This is a genomic window from Microbacterium halimionae (assembly GCF_011761265.1).
GTDB classification, from domain to species: Bacteria; Actinomycetota; Actinomycetes; order Actinomycetales; family Microbacteriaceae; genus Microbacterium; species Microbacterium halimionae.
The window spans coordinates 379,769-398,825 of sequence record NZ_JAAOZB010000001.1; the positions used below are offsets into that span (position 1 = coordinate 379,769).

Below are 19,057 nucleotides of genomic sequence, written 5' to 3' on the forward strand. Positions count from 1 at the left end.
CCTTCCTGCCGGAGGTGGACGAGCGTGGGGAGCGTATCACCAGATGGTGACGCGCTTGTCGGCGTCAAGCCAGAGTTCATCTGCTTCGGTCACATCGAAGGCGTCATAGAAAGCATCGATGTTTCTTACGATCTGGTTGCAGCGAAACTCATTCGGCGAGTGTGGGTCAATCGTGAGAAGACGGATCGTTTCGGCGTCTCTTCCCTTCTGCTGCCAGACCTGCGCCCAGCTCAAAAGCAGGCGCTGGATGCCGGTCACACCATCAATGACCGGTGCTTCAGCGCCGTCGAGCGAGATTTCGTATGCCCGAAGCGCAATTCCGAGCCCACCCAGGTCGCCGATGTTCTCGCCGATTGTCAGTGCGCCGTTCACCGTATGTTCCTCGCCGAGTCCGCGAGGTGACAGTGCGTTGTACTGCTCAATGAGCGATGCGGTTCGCTCTTCGAATGCGCTGCGGTCATCGTCTGTCCACCAGTCACGAAGTGAACCATCACCGTCGAAGCGGCTGCCCTGGTCGTCGAAACCGTGTCCGATCTCGTGCCCGATCACAGCACCGATACCGCCGTAGTTCGCTGCGGCATCCCGTTCGGCGTCGAAGAAGGGATACTGCAAAATCGCGGCCGGGAACACGATCTCGTTCATGAGGGGGTTGTAATACGCGTTCACCGTCTGTGGTGTCATGAACCACTCGTCGCGGTCGATCGGCTGGCCGATCTTAGCCAGCTGGCGATTGTGTTCGAAGATGTGCGCGCGGCGGACGTTGCCGACGAGGTCCGCCGCGTCGATCTCGAGCGCTGAGTAGTCCTTCCATCGAACCGGATAGCCAATCTTCGGGGTGAAGGCATCGAGCTTCGCGAGAGCTCGCTCGCGCGTTTCCGGGCTCATCCACTCCAGAGTTGAGATGCTCTGCCGGTACGCCTCGACCAGGTTCGCGACGAGGGCGTCCATCTCGGCTTTGGCTGCCGGGGGAAAGTGGCGCTCAACATAGACCTTGCCGACGACTTCGCCGAGGGCGGCTTCTACGAGACTCACGCCGCGCTTCCATCGCTCACGGTTGACGGGGACACCCGTCATCTGAGTGCCGTAGAAAGAGAAATTCTCCTCGACGAACTCATCTGCGAGAAAAGCGGCGGACGCGTGCACGACCTTGAATCGCAGCCACGCTTTCCACTCTTCGAGACGCTCTTCAGCCAGGAGCGACCCGAGGCCAGCGACGAAGCTCGGCTGGTAGACGACAACCTCACCGAACGCTTCTTCGAAGCCGGGCGCGAGGCCCTCGAGCCACGGAGCGAGGTCGATGCCGGCGAGCTCGATCAGTTCGCTCCACGACTTCAGGTTGTAGGTTGCGACGGCATCGCGGCTCTTGACGTTGTCCCAGTGGTGCGAGGCAATCTCAGTTTCGAGCGCAACAACACGCGGGGCGTCTTCGGCTGCAGAAGTCACACCCGCGAGCGCCAAGATGCGCTCGATGTGTGACGCGTAGGCGTCACGAGTCTCGGCAAAGTTTTCGAGACGGAAGTAGCTTTCGTCAGGCAGCGAGATGCCGCCCTGGATGATGAAGGGGAGATAGCGAGTCGGGTTGCCGGGGTCGGGCTCAATATAGAGGTCGATGAGGCCGCTGATGCCATCTCGCTCAAGCTCACCGATAGTGCGAAGCAGAGCCGGGATCGACTCGACGGCTTCGACAACAGCAAGCTGGCTCGTGATCGGTCCGGCGCCCAGCTCTGCGATAAGAGCCGTATCCATAAAGCTTGAAAAAAGATCGCCGATCTTGCGAGCCTCAGTTGCCGGTTCAGCGTCTCGTGACTCGACGATGATGTCGCGAACGTGGCTCTCAGCTTCTTCGGCAATGAGGTGGAACGATCCCCATCTCGCCTTGTCTTCCGGGATCTCGGTGCGCTCAAGCCACGGTCCATTGACGTAGCGGAACAGATCATCCTGCGGGCGAATCTCGGTGCTCACGTCATCAAGCGCGAGACCAGAACGGGGGAAATCGGTCATGGCGACAACGATAGTCCCGAGCCCTGAGAGGTGGCTCCGTCCAAGCGCCTGCGACGTCGGCATGGCTACGTCGGCCGGGATCAATATGCTCGACCTATGGCTACGAAAGGTACGACGCTCAACCGTGACATTCTGCGTTTGGCCGTGCCTGCACTCGGAGCGCTCGTCGCCGAACCGCTGTTCCTCATCGTTGATGCCGCGCTCGTCGGCCATCTTGGGATAACCCCGCTCGCCGCCCTCGGTATCGCATCCGCCGTGCTGCAGACCATCGTCGGTCTCATGATCTTTCTCGCGTACTCGACGACACCCGCCGTCGCGCGCAGATTCGGTGCGGGCGATCCGGCAAAGGCCGTGTCCGCCGGAGTAGACGGCATGTGGCTCGCCCTCGGCCTCGGTTTCGTTTTGGCTCTCGTCGGCTACCTCACGACACCATGGCTCGTGAGTCTCTTCGGTGCGACGGATGCCGTAGCGGCAGACGCCGAGACATATCTCGGCCTGTCGATGTGGGGTCTTCCGGCGATGCTCATCGTGTTCGCCGCAACCGGACTCCTTCGGGGCGTGCAAAACACGGTCACCCCACTGTGGATCGCCGGGTTCGGATTCACGGCGAACGCGCTCATGAATGCGCTGTTTATCTACGGCTTCGGTTGGGGAATCGCCGGGTCCGCCGTGGGAACAGTCGTTGCCCAGTGGGGCATGGTCGCAGCCTATGTCGCCGTCGTCAGTCGACTGGCGCGGCAGCACGCCGCATCAATTCGCCCACACGGAGTGGGCATGCGCACGAATGCGCGCTCGGGCGGGTGGATGTTCTTACGCACTCTCACTCTGCGTGGGGCTCTCCTCGCAACCGTCGGTGTGGCAACGGGGCTTGGCACAGAAGAACTCGCCGGCTGGCAGGTGGTTTTTACAATTTTCTCCACCGCGGCTTTCGCGCTCGACGCCCTCGCGATTGCTGCGCAAGCTCTGATCGGCAAATATCTCGGCGCCGGGAGCACTCCCGCCGTGGAGCGCGTACTTCGGCGCACACTCGCGTGGGGCGCCTGGTTCGGAGTGTTCGTGGGTGGCACTGTGGCCGCACTGTCAGGGGTGATTGGGCTCATTTTCACCGGTGACCCGGCACTTGCCGCACTCATTCAACCCGCGCTGTTGGTGCTCGCGGTGGCTCAGCCCGTGTGCGGCGTGGTTTTTGTGCTCGATGGCGTGTTGATCGGCGCGAACGATGGCAAATACCTGGCGCTCGCCGGGCTCATGAACCTCGCCCCGTTTGTGCCCATGCTCATCGTGCTTGTGTTCCTCGATGCGGGTGGTGCTGCCGGACTCGCGTGGCTTTCGGCCGCGTTCTTCGGTGTCTACATGCTCGCCCGGCTTGTCACCCTAGGGCTGCGCGTGCGCGGAACCAGATGGATGCACGCGCCGGCATAGTGTCACCTCGCCCGCGGGCTCTCAGCTGTCCGCAGCGAAGCGACGACACCACTCGTACATCACGACGGCGGCCGCGGCCGATGCGTTTATCGAACGAGTCGAGCCATACTGCGTAATTTCGACCACTCCGGATGCCGCGGCCACCGCCTCGTCAGACAACCCCGGCCCTTCTTGGCCAAAGAGAAGCACACACCGCTCGGGTAGCTCGGCGTCGTTCACTGGCACGGAGCCCGGCACGTTGTCGACAGCGACAATCGGCAACGACGCCGCTTTCGCCCACGAAACGAACGCCGCCACATCTTCGTGGTGCAGTACATGCTGATAGCGGTCGGTCACCATGGCGCCCCGGCGGTTCCAGCGCCGGCGGCCGATGATGTGCACGGTGTCAGCAAGAAACGCGTTGGCACTTCGCACGATCGAGCCGATGTTCATATCGTGCTGCCAGTTCTCGATCGCGACATGAAACGGATGCCGCTTCTCGTCGAGGTCGGCAATGATCGCTGTCATTGTCCAATAGCGGTAGCGATCTATGACGTTTCGCGCATCGCCTGCGGCAAGCAGGTCGCGGTCAAAACGTGGGTCATCGGGCCACTCGTCTGGACCACCCGGCCACGGGCCCACACCGTGCGTCGGAATCGTTGCCTCGACGGCATCCTGTTCGTTCTGCTCCTCTGGCACCGCCAAAGGCTATCCCGGATATCTGTCGGAGATCGCATGATTTCGGTGCACCGAAAAATAGCCTACGATTTCGGCATGCCGAAAAATGTCGCGCCGAGCTCTCCGCTAGCTCAGCGCATGGTCGCATCACGGCGGCCACCACGCGGAGTGTGGCTCCTGGGGCCAGCCCTCGTGGCGGGGGTCGCGTACCTCGACCCGGGCAATGTCGCGAGCAATATGTCGGCCGGCGCCGCGTTCGGGTACCTGCTGGTGTGGGTTGTCGTTCTCGGCAACGTGATCGCGTGGCTCGTGCAGTATCTGTCGGCGAAGCTCGGCATCGTGACCGGCCAAAGCCTTCCAGAAATCCTCGGCGAGCGCCTCCACAACCGGCTGGGTCGACGCGCGTACTGGCTGCAAGCCGAGCTGGTTGCAATGGCAACCGACATCGCTGAGGTCATCGGTGGCGCTGTGGCGCTCAACCTGCTGTTCGGTATGCCCCTGCTGTGGGGCGGGATCATCGTCGGCGGCGTGTCCATCATCATCCTGCTCGTGCATGTGCGCCGGGGGCCCCGTGTGTTCGAGTTCATCGTCATCGGACTCATCGCTGCGATCACCATCGGGTTCACGGCGGGCCTTTTCGTCTCGCCGCCCGATGCAGCCGGTGTTGTTTCTGGGCTCATGCCGAGGTTCGAGGGTGCCGGGTCGGTGCTACTCGCCGCGTCCATCCTCGGCGCGACGATCATGCCGCACGCGATCTACGTGCACTCCTCGCTGAGCCGTGATCGTTTCGCACCGGCAGCCACTCTTTCTAAAGCCGCGAAGACGGCATATCGCACCGATCAGCCGCGCATCCGACGGTTGCTGCACGCAACCCGCTGGGACGTCACCATCGCAATGGCAATCGCAGGCACCGTGAACCTCGCACTGCTGCTCCTTGCGGCAGCAAATCTCGCCGGCGTCGACGGAACTGACACTCTCGAGGGCGCGTACGCTGCTCTTCGCGATGGCATCGGTCCAACGATCGCCACGCTTTTCGCCGTCGGACTACTCGCGAGTGGCCTGGCAAGCACGGCCGTTGGCGCCTATGCGGGCTCGGAGATCATGCACGGGTTGCTTCACGTCCGTGTGCCTCTCATGGTGCGCCGCCTCGTCACACTGGTGCCGGCGCTCGTGATCCTTGGCATCGGATTTGATCCCACTCTTGCTCTCGTGCTGAGCCAAGTCGTGCTCTCGTTCGGCATTCCGTTCGCACTTGTGCCGCTCATTTCGCTCACCGCACGTCGCGATGTGTTGGGCGCATTCCGAAACACCCGCACGACGACGGTCCTGGGAGTTGCGGCCGCCATGTTCTTGATTGCGCTCAACGTGCTCCTACTGTGGCTTGTCTTCCAGACCGGGTAATCTCAGGCAATGGCTTCCTCCGCTGCGGTCGATGATTACCTCAAAGCGATCTACCAGCACACCGAGTGGCAAGAGGCCGACATCACGCCGTCGCAACTTGCCATAGTTCTCGCGCTGGCTCCGTCGAGCGTCACCGAAATGGTCGCAAAGCTCGCAGCTGGCGGTCTCGTCACACACCGCAAATACGGGCCGATTTCTCTCACCGAGACGGGCTGGCACCGCGCGGCCGCGATGGTGCGGCGTCACCGTTTGATCGAGACCTGGCTCGTCCGCGAATTCGACTACTCGTGGGACGAAGTTCATGACGAGGCCGAGGTTCTCGAGCACGCGCTCAGCGATCGACTCCTCGAAGGTATCGATGCGCGGCTCGGGAGACCCCGCTTCGATCCGCACGGAGATGCCATCCCGGATGCCGAAGGCCACGTGCATCGGGAAAGTTTCGTGCTTCTCGGCGACGCCGCCGCCGGGCACACCGGCCGAATCCTTCGCGTGAGCGATCGAGACCCCGAGCTTCTGCGCGCAATAAGTGACGTGGGTATTGATGTCGGGCACACGGTTACCGTGATCAACGCCAACACCCTGTCGATCGACGGCGCCGAACCGATCACCACTCCGCGATACGCGACCGAGGCTGTCTGGCTGACGACCGAAGGCTGATCTCAGCCCGCGAAAGCGTCGGTTGCTCCCCGGAGCGCTTTCGCGATACCCGGCTCACTCGATGCGTGTGAGGCATCCGGAACGACGATGAACTCAGCATCCGGCAGTGCGCGGTGCAGATCCCATGCGGTCATGATGGGCGTGCACATGTCATAGCGACCCTGAACTATCACTGTGGGAATGTGCGCGATCGACGGTGCATCGTCAATCAATTGGCCCTCGCGAAGCCAACCGGCGTGCACAAAGTAGTGGTTTTCGATACGCGCGAAAGCTGTCGCCGAGGCATCCTCGGTCATCTCGGCCACAAGCTCTGCATTGGGCAGCAATGTCACGGTCGATGCTTCCCATCGCGTCCACGCAACACCTGCCGGGATGTGCACTTCAGGGTCAGGATCAAACAGTCGCCGGTGGTATGCCTCGATCATTTTTGATCGCTCAAGCACCGGAATCTGAGCGACGTAGTCTTCCCACAGGTCGGGGAAAATGGCGGAGGCGCCACCCTCGTAAAACCATTCCAATTCATGGCGACGCAGCGTGAAGATTCCGCGCAGCACGAGTTCGGTCACGACGTCAGGATGCGTCTCGGCGTATGCCAGCGCGAGCGTGCTCCCCCAAGAGCCACCGAAAACCTGCCACTGGGCAATCCCGAGATTTCGGCGCAACAACTCGATATCAGCGACAAGGTGCCACGTCGTATTGAAACGCAAGTCAGCGTCGGGGGCACTCGCGTGGGGTGTGCTCTGACCGCAGCCGCGCTGGTCAAAAAGGATGATCCGGTATTTTTCCGGATCGAAGAAGCGGCGGTTCCAGCTTGAGGTCCCACCTCCCGGGCCACCGTGCAAGAACACGACGGGCTTACCCTCGGGGTTTCCAGATTGCTCCCAGTAAATGCGGTTTCCGTCACCGACTGGCAGCATCCCTGTCTCGTATGGCTCGACCGGCGGATAAAGGATGTCATCGAAGTACGCCGGATCTGCCATGACTTCACGGTACCGCGTGCGGCCCGGAATCCCGGGGATTTCTGCCCGTGGCGCACGCGTCCGGCGCATCCACGAAGCACACCCATCGGCTTTTCTGCCATGCTCTGACGAATGGAGATACTGCTCATCGCCGTGATCGCGATCATCACGATCGCCATCACAACTGCTCTGGGACAGAAACTCGGCGTCGCCGGGCCGCTTCTTCTTGTGGGTGTTGGCCTCGCCATTGCGCTCATGCCCTTTTTTCCGGGCATTGTCGTTGACCCCGAGTGGATTCTCGTGGGAGTTCTTCCACCGCTCCTTTACTCCTCGGCGGTATCGCTGCCAGCCATCGAATTCCGTCGCGACTTCCGACCGATCGCGGGGCTCTCGGTCTTGCTTGTGGTCATCAGTGCCGTGATCTTGGGCCTATTTTTCGCATGGGCAATCCCAGGCCTGGGCCTCGCAATGGGCATTGCCCTCGGCGCCATCGTCAGTCCGACGGATGCTGTCGCCACCTCAATCGTGAAGAAACTCGGCATCTCACCGCGCGTTGTCACGATGCTTGAGGGCGAGAGCCTGCTCAACGATGCAACCTCGCTCGTGCTCCTTCGCACCGCCCTCGCGGCCGTCGCTGGCGGGTTCTCATTCGGGTTCGCTATCGGGAGCTTCGTTTGGGCAGTGCTCTCGGCGCTCATTGTTGGCGCTCTTGTCGGTTTCATAAACCTGCGCGTCCGCGGCTGGCTTGCGCATTCCGCGGCCAACACCGCTCTCAGCTTCATGGTGCCTTTTGCCGCTTACCTTCCCACCGAAGCACTTGGCGGATCAGGGCTAGTGGCGGCTGTGGTCGCGGGCATCATTACGGGCCAGGGCGCGGCGAAATGGTTCACGCCTGACCAGCGGCTTTCCGACGCGCTGAACTGGCGGACGGTCGAACTTGTGCTCGAAGGCGGCGTCTTCTTGCTGATCGGGCTCGATCTAAAAGAGGTCGTCCGCTCAAACCTTGAAGAGAACGACGGCCTCTGGCATGGCACGTGGCTTGCGCTCTCGGCGCTCGGGATCGTTCTCGCAGTGCGCGCCGGATACGTGGCTATCCTGATCTGGCAACAGGGCAGGCGTGCGAAGCGTTGGCAAGACCGGCATAGCCGCCTCACCGAATTCGGTGCTCATCTTGACCGGGTCGCATCCGGTGAGACCCCACCCAGACGCTCGACGGATGACCCGATCCGGCAAGAGCGTCGTCTCACGTTCCTTCGCCGGAGAGTCACAAGTGCGGCAGCTGACCTTGACTACTACCGCGCGACGCCGCTCGGTTGGAAACACGGCAGCGTCATCGTGTGGGCGGGAATGCGCGGAGTTGTTACCCTCGCTGCGGCGCAAACCCTGCCGAGTGATGCCGACCATCGCGCTCTCTTGATCTTCGTGGCATTCCTCGTCGCCGTTGGCAGCTTGCTACTCCAAGGCTTATCGCTCCCGGCTGTCGTCCGCATGCTGAAAATGGAAGGCTCGGGGGCGATTGCGGTGAGTCGCGAAGAGCAAGTACGACTCGATGATGAGCTTCGTCGCGCTGCCGTCGTGGCGCTCAACAGCCCGACGCTCCTTCGAACGAACGGATCAGAATACTCACCAGGCGTCATTGAGCGCGCAGGCTCTCGCATCACTGAACCTCCCGATGACGAAGCAACCGCAATCGCCCGCGAGCTGCTAGAGCTTCGGGTGCAACTCATCGAAGCGATGCGCACACGACTCAATGCGGTTTCAACTGACGGCACGTTCAGCACGGCCGCTTTGCGACACGCCCTTGCCGAGCTCGATGCCGATCAGTTGAGTCTTGAACTCAGAATCTACGACGAAAACGAGTGAACAAAAATCCCCCGCGCACGAGAGAATGGTCGTAACAGAGGGAGTCACCATGAACGAGGGGATGCAGCACACCCGAGACGTTCATCGGGGTGCTTCTCACGAACACGAAACCAGTCCTATTAGCCTCCCCCACATTGCAGCAGAGTGCCCCAAGTGCTTTCGCGAGATCGAAGATGACAGCACATGGTGGCGGAAACGCCCAGCCGGCTCACGGCTCGTCGGACTTGTGATCTCCCGCGACGACATGCCGTCCGTCGTGACTCAGCGCAATGAACTCACGCGCTTCGGAGTGCCGATCGAGGGCTTTCGGCATCCGTCTCCCGAAACGATGGAGAGCTGGGAAGAGCGCCTCGTGCGTCTTTTCGGAACTCTCCAGCACGGCGACGTGCTCGTCGTATCGAACGTGCACGCGCTTGGCCGCGACATCGACGAAGAAACGCGCACGGTTGCTGAGCTCCACCGCCGCGGAGTTGTTGTGAAAGTGCTCGGTCACGGCGGCAACCACCTCTTCGATGTGGGCCGCTAACCTCAGGTTGCGCGCCAGCACCCCGCGACGTGGTCGTCAACCATGCCGCCTGATTGCATCAGCGCGTACATCGTGGTCGGGCCCACAAACCGGAAACCGCGCTTGCGGAGTGCCTTACTCATCGCCTCTGACTCGGGCGTCGTTGCTGCAATCTCAGCCAACACTCGCGGACGTGGCCTCGGTGTCGCTGGCGCGAACGACCAGATGAAATCATCGAGCTCGCCTGACGCCATCTGAGTGACGATCTGCGCATTCGCGATCGTCGCGATGATCTTGGCGCGGTTTCGGATGATGCCGGCATCCGCCATGAGGCGCTCGATGTCGTCGGGGCCGAAGGCGGCCACTGTCTCGGGATCGAACTGCGCAAAATCTTCACGAAACCGGGGGCGCTTTCGGAGAATTGTGATCCAGCTCAGGCCAGCTTGAAACCCCTCGAGGCTCAGCTTTTCAAAGAGCGCACGATCACCGTGCAGTGGGTTTCCCCACTCCTCATCGTGATAGCGGCAGTATTCGACATCCTCGCCGACCCACCCACATCTCGCGATGCCGTCTGCATCCACCCGCACATCCACCACCCCAGTATTGCGGGTGATGGATGGGCGAGCAGACAGCTACTTCTTGTGAAGTGACTTTTCCGAAACCGGAGCATTGCCGGATGCTGCAAGCTCCCGGTAGTACTCCCGCGCCTCGTCTTGGCGAGCCGCTTCCGCGCCCGAGGCAATCGGGGCGCGGACGTGTTCGGGCTCGTACCCGAACCCATCAACGAGATCCTGCGCGTGCGGGCGAAGGCGCGTGCACAGGCGATCGATGTAGCGGGTGACGGCGCCTGCTCGCTGTGCGGAAAGTCGACCGTTGATCAAGTACCACGCGAGGTGTTTTTCGATCAGCGAGAGTCCGAAAAGATCTCGCACCCAGGTGAGCACCTGAGCTGTCGCCGGATCCGCAATGCCGTCGATTGCGTCAGTGAAAGCCTCCCATTGCAAGAGCTCACCGTGGGCACGAGCAGCCTCGATGAGTTCGGACTGGTTCTCGTTGAAGAGCGCCGCGGCTTCTGCTTTCGACAGCTTCGATGCGGGGCGGAGCTTTCCGGCAACGTCAGCGACCATTTGCTGCACCCGGCCGGCGAGCAGCTCGTGCTGCTGGTCAACACGCAATCCGTGTTCCACAGCGCGTGCGGTAGAGCCGAAGTCAGACACAGTCTGCCCGAGCTGGCGGAGGCCAGCGCCGTGGAAGAACTTTCCGGCGGTTTGACCAACAGCGAAGCGCGCGAGCGCTGCGGCATCTTTACCCTTGAACTGCTTCGCGTAGTCGCCCAGGAGGCGCTTTCCGACGAGCTGGAGCAATACATTGTTGTCGCCCTCGAACGTCGCATACACGTCGAGGTCATGGTGCAAGCTGACTAGCCGGTTTTCAGCAAGGAACCCCGCACCGCCGCACGCTTCCCGCGCTTCTTGAATTGTGTCGAGAGCGTTCCAGGTCGATAGCGGTTTGAGGGCAGCGGCTAGTGTCTCAAGATCTTCGCGCTCGGCCGGTGTGTCCCGCTCGCCACTGAAGACACCGTCGAACTTCTGCAGAAACTCTTCGTGCGCGAATGCCTGGGCGTACACGGTCGCGAGGCGCGGTAGTAGGCGACGCTGGTGCTTGCCGTAATCAAGCAACACGATCTCGGGCGTGCCAGACCCGGAATCAAACTGGCGGCGCTGATTTCCGTACGTGACAGCAATTGTCATAGCGAGCGCCGATGCCCACGTTGCTGCACCGTCGAGCGAAATGCGGCCCTGCACCAGTGCCCCGAGCATGGTGAAGAAACGTCGACCGGGGCTCGCGATGTCGCTCGAGTACGTTCCGTCAGCGGCGACATCACCGTAGCGATTGAGCAGATTCTCGCGCGGCACGCGCACCTGAGTGAAGTGCAGGCGGCCGTTGTCGATGCCGTTCAGCCCGCCCTTGACGCCGTCATCTTCGCCACCGACGCCATCAAGGAACTGGCCCTCGTCATCGCGAATCGGCACGAAGAAGCAGTGCACGCCATAGTTCACACCATCAGTAATCAACTGCGCGAACACTGTCGCTGCACGCCCGTGCACGGCCGCGTTTCCGAGGTAGTCCTTCCAGGCGCCGCGGAACGGAGTGTGGATGACGAACTCTTCTGTCTCTGCGTCATAGGTCGCTGTCGTTCCGACAGCTGCGACGTCGGAGCCGTGACCGGTTTCTGTCATTGCGAATGCGCCGGGCAGACTCATATCCATCACATCTGCCAGCCACTTATCGTGGTGCTTCTTGGTTCCGAGCTGATGTATCGCGGCGCCGAACAGCCCCCACTGCACGCCAGACTTGATCTGGAGGCTCGGGTCGGCCAATACAAGCTCTTCAAAACCGGCGATATTGGCACCGTTGTCTTCGAGGCCGCCGTATTCCTTGGGGAATGCGCGACGGGAGCCGCCGGCATCGACCAGAAGGTGCAGTTGCGAAAACACGCGCTCGCGGTGCTCCGCCACGGTGAGCCCCTCGACCTGCCAGAAGGCCGGATCCTTGACCATGGCCCGAGCCTCGCGTCGAGTTTCTGCCCACTTTCCGAGCAGTAGATCGTTGACCTGCTGGGTGTTGATGCGGGCCTCGTGAGCCTGCGCCGCACTGTGGGGCGCAGTGGGCGCGCCACCGGCAGGCGTGCGCTTGCTGCGCGCGGGCGTAGATGAACGGACAACGGCGTCAGCCATGTACATCACTCCTTGATGCGTGTGACAGGAAAGTCACTGACGACAGTAGGAGTGCCACAACAAAGCGACAAACGCTTTATTGAATCTCTACAGCATGCGCCCGGCACGTACTGCGGGCTTCTTGTACCTTCTCGACATCAGGCCGAATGACGCATCCTATGCACGACAACGGAGACAGCGGCGTCAGGCCGAGGCGACGATCTCAACGACGGCTTCGCCGTATGCTTCACGCTTCTTCGCACCGATCCCGGGCACACCATCGAGATCGGCAACGCTCGCGGGCTTTCGTTCGGCGAGCGCCCGCAGTGTGGCATCGCCGAACACGATGTACGCCGGAACCCCCTGCTCGCGCGAGACGCTCGCACGCCAAGCCCTGAGCGCCTCGAAAAGGGGCTGGTCAGCATCGCTGAGCGACGCGGATGCCGCCGACTTCTTTGCGCGCGTTGATGACGACGATCGCGTCAGCACATCCCGCCGCAATGGCACAGGTTCGGCGCCACGCAAGACAGCGCCCGCCGGCTCACCGATCGCGAGCGTGCCGTAATCCCCCTGCGCGACCAGGATGCCTCGGGCTAACAGCTGACGCACGACACTTCGCCATTCCTGGTCACCGAGGTCTGCACCGAGCCCGTAGGTAGAGAGCGAATTATGTCCCTGCGTACGAATTCGGTCGGTGTCGGCACCGCGCAGAATGTCGATGAGATGACCGGCACCGAACGCTTGCCCGCGCTCACGCTGCAACCGGACGATGGTCGACAGAAGCTTTTGCGCCGGGACAAGACCGTCCCACGTTTCAGGGGCTTCGAGACAGGTGTCACAGTTGCCACAGGGGGTTGACGTTTGCCCGAAGTATCCGAGGAGGTTTTGCCTGCGGCATCCGACAGTTTCACACAGCGCCAGCATCGCATCGAGGTGCTGACCTAGCCGCATTTTGTACGTGCGCTCGCCGGGGCTCTGATCGATCAGGCGGCGCTGCTGCACGACGTCGCCGAGGCCGTAAGCCATCCACGCAACCGCTGGTTCGCCGTCGCGTCCAGCACGGCCGGTCTCTTGGTAGTAACCCTCGACCGACTTCGGCAGGTCGATATGCGCGACGAACCTCACATCGGGTTTGTCGATTCCCATGCCGAACGCGATCGTCGCGACCATCACGATGCCGTCCTCGCGGAGGAAGCGGCGCTGGTTGGTTGATCGCACATCTGCGGGAAGACCCGCATGATAGGGCAGCGCGTTAATGCCTTGCGTGCGCAAATACTCAGCGGTCTGCTCAACGCTTTTGCGACTGAGCGCATAAACAATGCCTGCCGAACCTTCGGGCTGGGCTTTGATGAACGACACGAGTTGCCGGCGCTGATCAACCTTCGGCTCAATGCGGTACTGGATGTTCGGCCTGTCAAAGCTTGCAACGAAGTGGCGAGCGCTCGGGAGCGAGAGGCGCTCACCAATTTCACGATGAGTCTCACGCGTTGCCGTCGCGGTGAGGGCCATGCGCGGCACACCGGGGAACAGCTCGCCCAGATCGCCGAGAGCAAGATAGTCAGGCCTGAAGTCGTGCCCCCACTGTGAGACACAGTGGGCTTCATCGATAGCGATGACGCTGAGTCGTCCGCGCTGCAAAAGCGCTTTTGTCTGCGCATTGTTGAGGCGCTCAGGCGCGACATAAAGGAGGTCGAGTTCACCCGCAACATACGCGCGTTCGACGTCTCGCCGCACATCGGGGCTCTGCGTGGAGTTCAGAAATTCAGCACGCACACCGTTGGCTACGAGAGCTTCGACCTGATCGTGCATAAGAGCAATCAGTGGACTGACTACGAGCCCCGTGCCCTCGCGCACAAGAGCGGGCACCTGGTAGGTGATGCTCTTTCCGGCACCCGTCGGCATCAAAACAACAGCATCGCCACCGGAAACCACGTGACTAACGATGTCAGCCTGGTCGCCCCGGAAGTCGTCGTATCCATAGACCTCGTGCAGCACGACGCGAGGATCGGAGCCGGAAAAAGCCCGACGGGGTGGGGCTTCGGGAGCTGCCGACCTCAACGGTTCATCGGGCGGCGGCGCGAATTCATCGTCGGGTGGAACAAGATCGTCGGGATTCCACTCGACACCGGCATACGGATCGTCGGCCCATTTCGCCTCGCTCCCTTCCGCGTCACCGCCGTCGAAGCTGCTGCTGGGCGAAAGGGGGGAAGTCACTCTTCCAGGGTAGCCGTGACCACCCTTACGCCTGCCGCCGGTTACACGCAGGGGAAGGTCACGGTAAACACCGAACCCTCACCAAGGGTGCTCTTTACGGCAAGCGAGCCGCCTTGCAAAAGCGCCAGTCGTTGGCTTAGAGCGAGGCCGAGGCCCGTGCCCTCGTGCTTCTTCGACAGCGAGGAGTCGACCTGCTCAAATGCTTCAAAAATCTTGTCGAGAAACTCCGGCGGAATACCGATGCCGGTATCCCACACTTCAATAGCGATGTTGTCGTCTACGTGTCGCGCGCGCACGCCGATCGAGCCGCTCATTTCAGTGAACTTCACCGCATTTGCCAGCAGGTTGATAAGAAGCTGCTTCGACCGGCGTTGGTCGGCAACGATCTTCGGGAGCGTCGTCGGAACGTCGACCTTCAACGACAAGGCTTTCCCCACGGCGAGCTCGCGGATAACGGCGACAGCTTCATTGACGACGACGCTCGCTTCGATCTCGGCGAGTTCGGGTTCAATCTTTCCCGCCTCGATCTTTGAAAGATCGAGGATGTCGCCGATGATCTCCAGCAGGTGTCGCCCACTTGCCTCGATCTGACCGGCATACTCGGCCTGCTTCGGGGTGAGCGGTCCATAAATCTCGCGCTGCAGAATGGCCGACAAGCCAATGACCGAGTTGAGGGGTGTGCGCAGTTCGTGGCTCATGCCGGCAAGCAGCTCGTTTTTTGCGCGCACCGCACGCTCAGCTGCGTTTCGTGCATCAAGAAGTGCCTGCTCAAACGCTTTCCGCTCTGCGATGTCGCGAAAGATCAACGTCGTGATGGGGGCATCGTCGAGGTTGGCCCGAACGACCGTCACTTCAACCGGGCGCTCTTCGCCCTGTGCTGTGACGACGCTCGCCTCCATCGCCGCCCCGGATCGCAACGCGACCGCACCTAGCCGCATGTAATCATCACGCCGATCGGGTGGAAGATAATCCCGTAAGGATGTGCCAACGATTTCGTCCACCGAACGGCCGACCACCTTCCCGACGGCCCCGTTCGCTGCAACAATCGCGCCATCATCACGAAATGCGACGACGGCATCCGCTGCACGTTCCACGACTGTTCGAAACAGTTCTTCCAGACTCCGTTCGCGCTGCTGGGCCGAGCGTCTCTCCCGGTCAGAGACGACGGCCTCGATCAAGCTCCCTACCGTGGCCGTAAGTGGAGCGAGGTAGTCCACCATCCACGGGTCAAATCCGCCCGGGCGGTTCGCGAGCGCGACGATGCCGAGCACCTGTTCACCCTTGAGAATCGGAACACCGAGAAAGGAGTCCAACGGCGGGTGTCCCTCGGGGCGCCCAGCGGCACGGGGATCATTTCGCGGATCGTTCGTCAGCAACGCGCCTTCACCGACGGCAACCCTGCCGAAAAGGGTGTCGAGGTTGTGAAACTCCATCCCACGTGGGCCGTGTTTCGCAAAGAGCTTCTTCGTCTGCTCGTTCCACGAAATGTCTGACATGGCCCAGGTGCGGAGAAAATCATGGTCGTCCGCGTGAAGTTTTTGAGCAATGAATCCGTACTCTGCGCCCGTGAAGTCGAGAAGTTCTTCGAGAAGTCCATCGAATATCTCGCCCACGTCAGCGCCCGAAATGAACCGATTCTGCATCTGAGTGAGCGCATCGAGCAAGACGTGCGAAAGAGTACGACGCTCGTCAGAGGCGGCTCGATCGGAGAGGTCCTCGACGACCGCATCGATGAACGCGAGCTCGCCCTCGTCAACGACGGCCCTCGCCCGAACACCAAGTCGTAGGGGAGTTCCATCCAACCGCTTCGTCACGATCTCTTCCGGCGAGAACTTCTCCTGTGCGTGCAGCGCTCGGATCAGTTGTTCTTGACGGGCAGGTTCCACGAATCTCACCCGTGGGGTGTTCGCTCTAAGTTCTTCTATCGAATGTGCCCCGAGGATGTCGAGGAGAGCTTGGTTGCACTGAACGATCCTGCCGCTCAATGTCGTGCGGCAGACTGCCACCCCGAGCCCATCGACAATTTCGTTGAGCGCGTGGGATGGCATCTGAGTCATGCGACCTGCTCCCCCCGCAAGGCCCTCGACATCACCGTCGCGAGGGCGTCTAGCTCGAGCGGTTTCAAGATCACCGCGTTCCCAGCCTCGGCGGTGCGGGCGAGTACGTCAAGACTTTGGGATGCTGTGACAAATATGATCTGCACATCACCGAGCCCGTCCACTTGAGGCAGGCGCCGCGCGACTTCAAGGCCATCGATGCCGGGCATCATGACGTCGAGAAAGATGACCTGAGGATGCATCGAGCCACACTTGATCAGCCCCTCCCACCCATCGAGTGCTGAATCAACCACTACGGAGGCATCAACGTCGGTTGCTGCGGCACGAACAAGCTCCGCGGTCACCGGGTCGTCGTCAATCACAAGAACTTTCAGCTCTTCGGTGATCCCGAGTGACGCGGCAAATTCAGCGAGTTCGCGGCGCCGGGACTGATGGGGCTCGCTACGGCCACGCTCCCACGAGTTGATGGTTGGGTACGACACACCGAGCCGGCGCGCGAGGCCTTCCTGCGTGTCACCGGTGGCGACACGAATGCGGGCGACGAGTTCAGCAGCAGAGAGCATTGTCGAAGTCTACAAAGCTTTATGAAGTTGAAAGCCAGGACTTTGCCCGCTTGCGCTTTGCGACACTGAGATAAGTGCGGGCATCGCCGTCGAGGATCAGGCCCGCGTGGATGAGGTACCAATCCGCAACATCGTCGAGTGTGAGGCCGCACGCTGCTCGATAGTTGTGCTCGGCGATTCGCGCGCGCTCCTCTTCATTGTCGAGCAGGAACGCGATTGCTCGAGCCAAGTCATCCGTGTCGTTGGGGTCGAAGAAAACGCCGGTGAATCCCTCTTCTTGAATGAGATCTTCCAAGTCTCCGATCCTGGGGAGAATGGGGGCACAGCCGAAGGCGCCTGCCTGATGCAGCACGCCCGAGCTTCCCGTCGTGGCCGTATAGGGAAAAACAGCCACCTGCGCATCGCGGAACAAGTCCTCGACGTCTTCCTCCGCGACATAGCCGACAAAGTCGACGTCTTGTCCGCCCATTCGAGCCTCTACATCAGCGAGGTACCCAGGGGTATTGGGGCTGTCTCCACCCGCGATGACTACTTTCACATCGGGTCTCTCGAGGCTCCGTGCGGCGTCGATGAGAGATTCGATCTTCTTGTACGTGCCGAACTTGCCGAACGACATGACCGCCCCAGGATTCGTTGGTGGGCGCGGCACGTCTGGAACATCGAATGCGCCGTGGGGTGCCAGTACTGCATGCGACGCCCCGTACTTTTTGCGGAGAATCTCGACATATCGCGGCATCGTGGTTGCCACCACATTCGAGCGGAGCACACACCACGTCACGGCGGTTCCTATTCCGCGAAGAATCCTCTCAACGAAGGACGAGGCGCCAAAGCCGGCAACGCCCAAATCGACAGTTTCGACGATGTTGTGCAGCAGTGTGATTGCTCGCGTTCCGCTAAGCCGGCTGAGCCAGGGCGTCATGAGACCGAGCGCCGCTGACACCTTGGACGAACCGAAGCTTGTGAAGTGAGCGTTGAACAAGACGACATCGGCGCCGACGTCGCGAAGTTCTCGAACGATGCGAACCGGCGTCGCCCGCGAGTTGAATCGCCACGCCCGTCGAACTTCTACGCCTTCGATTTCGGGATAATCCACATCCAAGTCTTCAACGAGAGCCACAACGCGCACCCCGTCCTTTCGGCCCAAAGCCGAAAGGAGGTGCAACCCATACTCGGCGAGGGTCGTCGTGCTCGGGCTGAGTGCGGTCACGACCGCAAGAGTCATTTCAGGCATTGCGGTACACCCCCCGCACGTCGTTGAGTCGAATTCGCGCGATGGAAGCGATGAATCGAACGATCTCTTTGCGGGCGTCCACCTTCGACCCCGGCGCATCGAACCAGCGGACCGGGACCTCCGCGATTCGGTAGCCGAACCGCTCTGCAAGGTGAAGAATCTCGAGATCGAAGGAAAATCCCGACACCGTCTGGGCGGACGAAATCCGACGCGCGGCATCCGCAGTAAAAAGTTTGAAACCGCACTGAGTATCGCGGACGCCCACGCCGAGTCCGAAGCGCACCACCTGTTTCAGGCCCGCGGTGAGTGTGCGGCGCAGAATCGATCGATTCTTCACATCCGCACCGTCAGCGGCGCGGGATCCGATGGCAACGTCGGCACCGGCGCGCACCGATGAAATAAGCGCATCGATCTCTTGCGCAGGCGTGGCGTTGTCTGCATCCGAGAACAGGATGAGGCGGCCGCGCGCGGCTTCTAGCCCACGACGCACCGCGGCACCCTTGCCGCCGTTTCGCTCGGCCACGAGGACCCGAATATTGGCATGATCGAGCATTTCAATGAGCGAAACCGTGGTGTCGGTCGAGCCATCGTCGGCAACGATGAGTTCCCATGCGAGATCACTCGCGGACAGATGGGCGGCAAAGGCTGCGATCGTCGGGACGATGCGGTCTTCCTCGTTGTATGCCGGGATGACAACGCTCAAATCGAGCGGACGCACTTCGGCGCGATCGCGCCATGCCTGGTATGCGCTGTAAGAAACATCGGCGGTGAGTGACATTGAATGCCCCCTTCTGTTGCCTTTACTTTATA

The 19,057-nt window shown here is 61.4% G+C and carries 15 protein-coding genes; 5 read left to right on the plus strand and 10 right to left on the minus strand.

Annotated elements, in window-relative coordinates:
* Window positions 1-36: 36 nt before the first annotated feature.
* Window positions 37-2,001 (minus strand): M13 family metallopeptidase, encoded by a 1,965-nt coding sequence (locus FHS06_RS01760; RefSeq protein WP_167044659.1) that lies wholly within the window; start codon window positions 1,999-2,001, stop codon window positions 37-39.
* A gap of 96 nt (window positions 2,002-2,097) precedes the next feature.
* On the opposite strand from FHS06_RS01760, the gene FHS06_RS01765 reads away from it, so the two are divergent.
* Entirely contained in the window at window positions 2,098-3,423 is a 1,326-nt protein-coding gene (locus FHS06_RS01765; protein WP_167044662.1) for an MATE family efflux transporter, read from the plus strand.
* A 21-nt stretch (window positions 3,424-3,444) separates the two neighbouring features.
* On the opposite strand, the gene FHS06_RS01770 is transcribed toward FHS06_RS01765, so the two are convergent.
* On the minus strand, window positions 3,445-4,101 hold the full coding sequence (locus FHS06_RS01770; protein WP_167044665.1) for a TrmH family RNA methyltransferase: 657 nt from the start codon (window positions 4,099-4,101) through the stop codon (window positions 3,445-3,447).
* Between the two features lie 75 nt (window positions 4,102-4,176).
* Between FHS06_RS01770 and FHS06_RS01775 the strand changes: the two genes are divergently transcribed.
* A complete protein-coding gene (locus FHS06_RS01775; RefSeq protein WP_375138695.1) occupies window positions 4,177-5,481 on the plus strand; it encodes an Nramp family divalent metal transporter in 1,305 nt (434 codons plus the stop codon).
* A gap of 9 nt (window positions 5,482-5,490) precedes the next feature.
* Entirely contained in the window at window positions 5,491-6,138 is a 648-nt protein-coding gene (locus FHS06_RS01780; protein ID WP_167044669.1) for a metal-dependent transcriptional regulator, read from the plus strand.
* 2 nt (window positions 6,139-6,140) lie between these two features.
* Here the strand turns inward: FHS06_RS01780 and pip are convergent, their stop codons facing one another.
* Window positions 6,141-7,118, minus strand: coding sequence for a prolyl aminopeptidase (pip, locus tag FHS06_RS01785; protein WP_167044672.1), 978 nt, complete (start codon window positions 7,116-7,118; stop codon window positions 6,141-6,143).
* Window positions 7,119-7,229: 111 nt separating this feature from the next.
* On the opposite strand from pip, the gene FHS06_RS01790 reads away from it, so the two are divergent.
* Window positions 7,230-8,960, plus strand: a complete 1,731-nt coding sequence (locus FHS06_RS01790; RefSeq protein ID WP_167044674.1) for a cation:proton antiporter — start codon at window positions 7,230-7,232, stop codon at window positions 8,958-8,960.
* A 49-nt stretch (window positions 8,961-9,009) separates the two neighbouring features.
* Window positions 9,010-9,486, plus strand: coding sequence for a recombinase family protein (locus FHS06_RS01795; protein WP_243845236.1), 477 nt, complete (start codon window positions 9,010-9,012; stop codon window positions 9,484-9,486).
* Between the two features lie 2 nt (window positions 9,487-9,488).
* On the opposite strand, the gene FHS06_RS01800 is transcribed toward FHS06_RS01795, so the two are convergent.
* The 7 genes from FHS06_RS01800 to FHS06_RS01830 all read right to left on the minus strand — a co-directional run bounded on the left by FHS06_RS01800 (window position 9,489) and on the right by FHS06_RS01830 (window position 19,025).
* Entirely contained in the window at window positions 9,489-10,061 is a 573-nt protein-coding gene (locus FHS06_RS01800; protein ID WP_375138694.1) for a DNA-3-methyladenine glycosylase I, read from the minus strand.
* Between the two features lie 36 nt (window positions 10,062-10,097).
* Entirely contained in the window at window positions 10,098-12,203 is a 2,106-nt protein-coding gene (locus FHS06_RS01805; RefSeq protein WP_167044680.1) for an acyl-CoA dehydrogenase family protein, read from the minus strand.
* A gap of 183 nt (window positions 12,204-12,386) precedes the next feature.
* Window positions 12,387-14,396, minus strand: a complete 2,010-nt coding sequence (gene recQ, locus FHS06_RS01810; RefSeq protein ID WP_167044683.1) for a DNA helicase RecQ — start codon at window positions 14,394-14,396, stop codon at window positions 12,387-12,389.
* A 41-nt stretch (window positions 14,397-14,437) separates the two neighbouring features.
* Entirely contained in the window at window positions 14,438-16,453 is a 2,016-nt protein-coding gene (locus FHS06_RS01815) for an ATP-binding protein (RefSeq protein WP_167044686.1), read from the minus strand.
* Complete coding sequence (locus FHS06_RS01820) at window positions 16,450-17,016, minus strand: response regulator (protein ID WP_167044689.1); 567 nt, start codon at window positions 17,014-17,016, stop codon at window positions 16,450-16,452. Before FHS06_RS01820 ends, FHS06_RS01815 begins: the two co-directional genes overlap by 4 nt.
* 19 nt (window positions 17,017-17,035) lie before the next feature.
* The gene (locus FHS06_RS01825; RefSeq protein WP_167044692.1) at window positions 17,036-18,247 is read right to left on the minus strand and encodes a glycosyltransferase; all 1,212 of its coding nucleotides are present in this window, start codon (window positions 18,245-18,247) and stop codon (window positions 17,036-17,038) included.
* Entirely contained in the window at window positions 18,240-19,025 is a 786-nt protein-coding gene (locus FHS06_RS01830) for a dolichyl-phosphate beta-glucosyltransferase (protein WP_167044695.1), read from the minus strand. The genes FHS06_RS01825 and FHS06_RS01830 overlap by 8 nt, the downstream gene beginning before the upstream one ends.
* Between the last annotated feature and the right edge of the window lie 32 nt (window positions 19,026-19,057).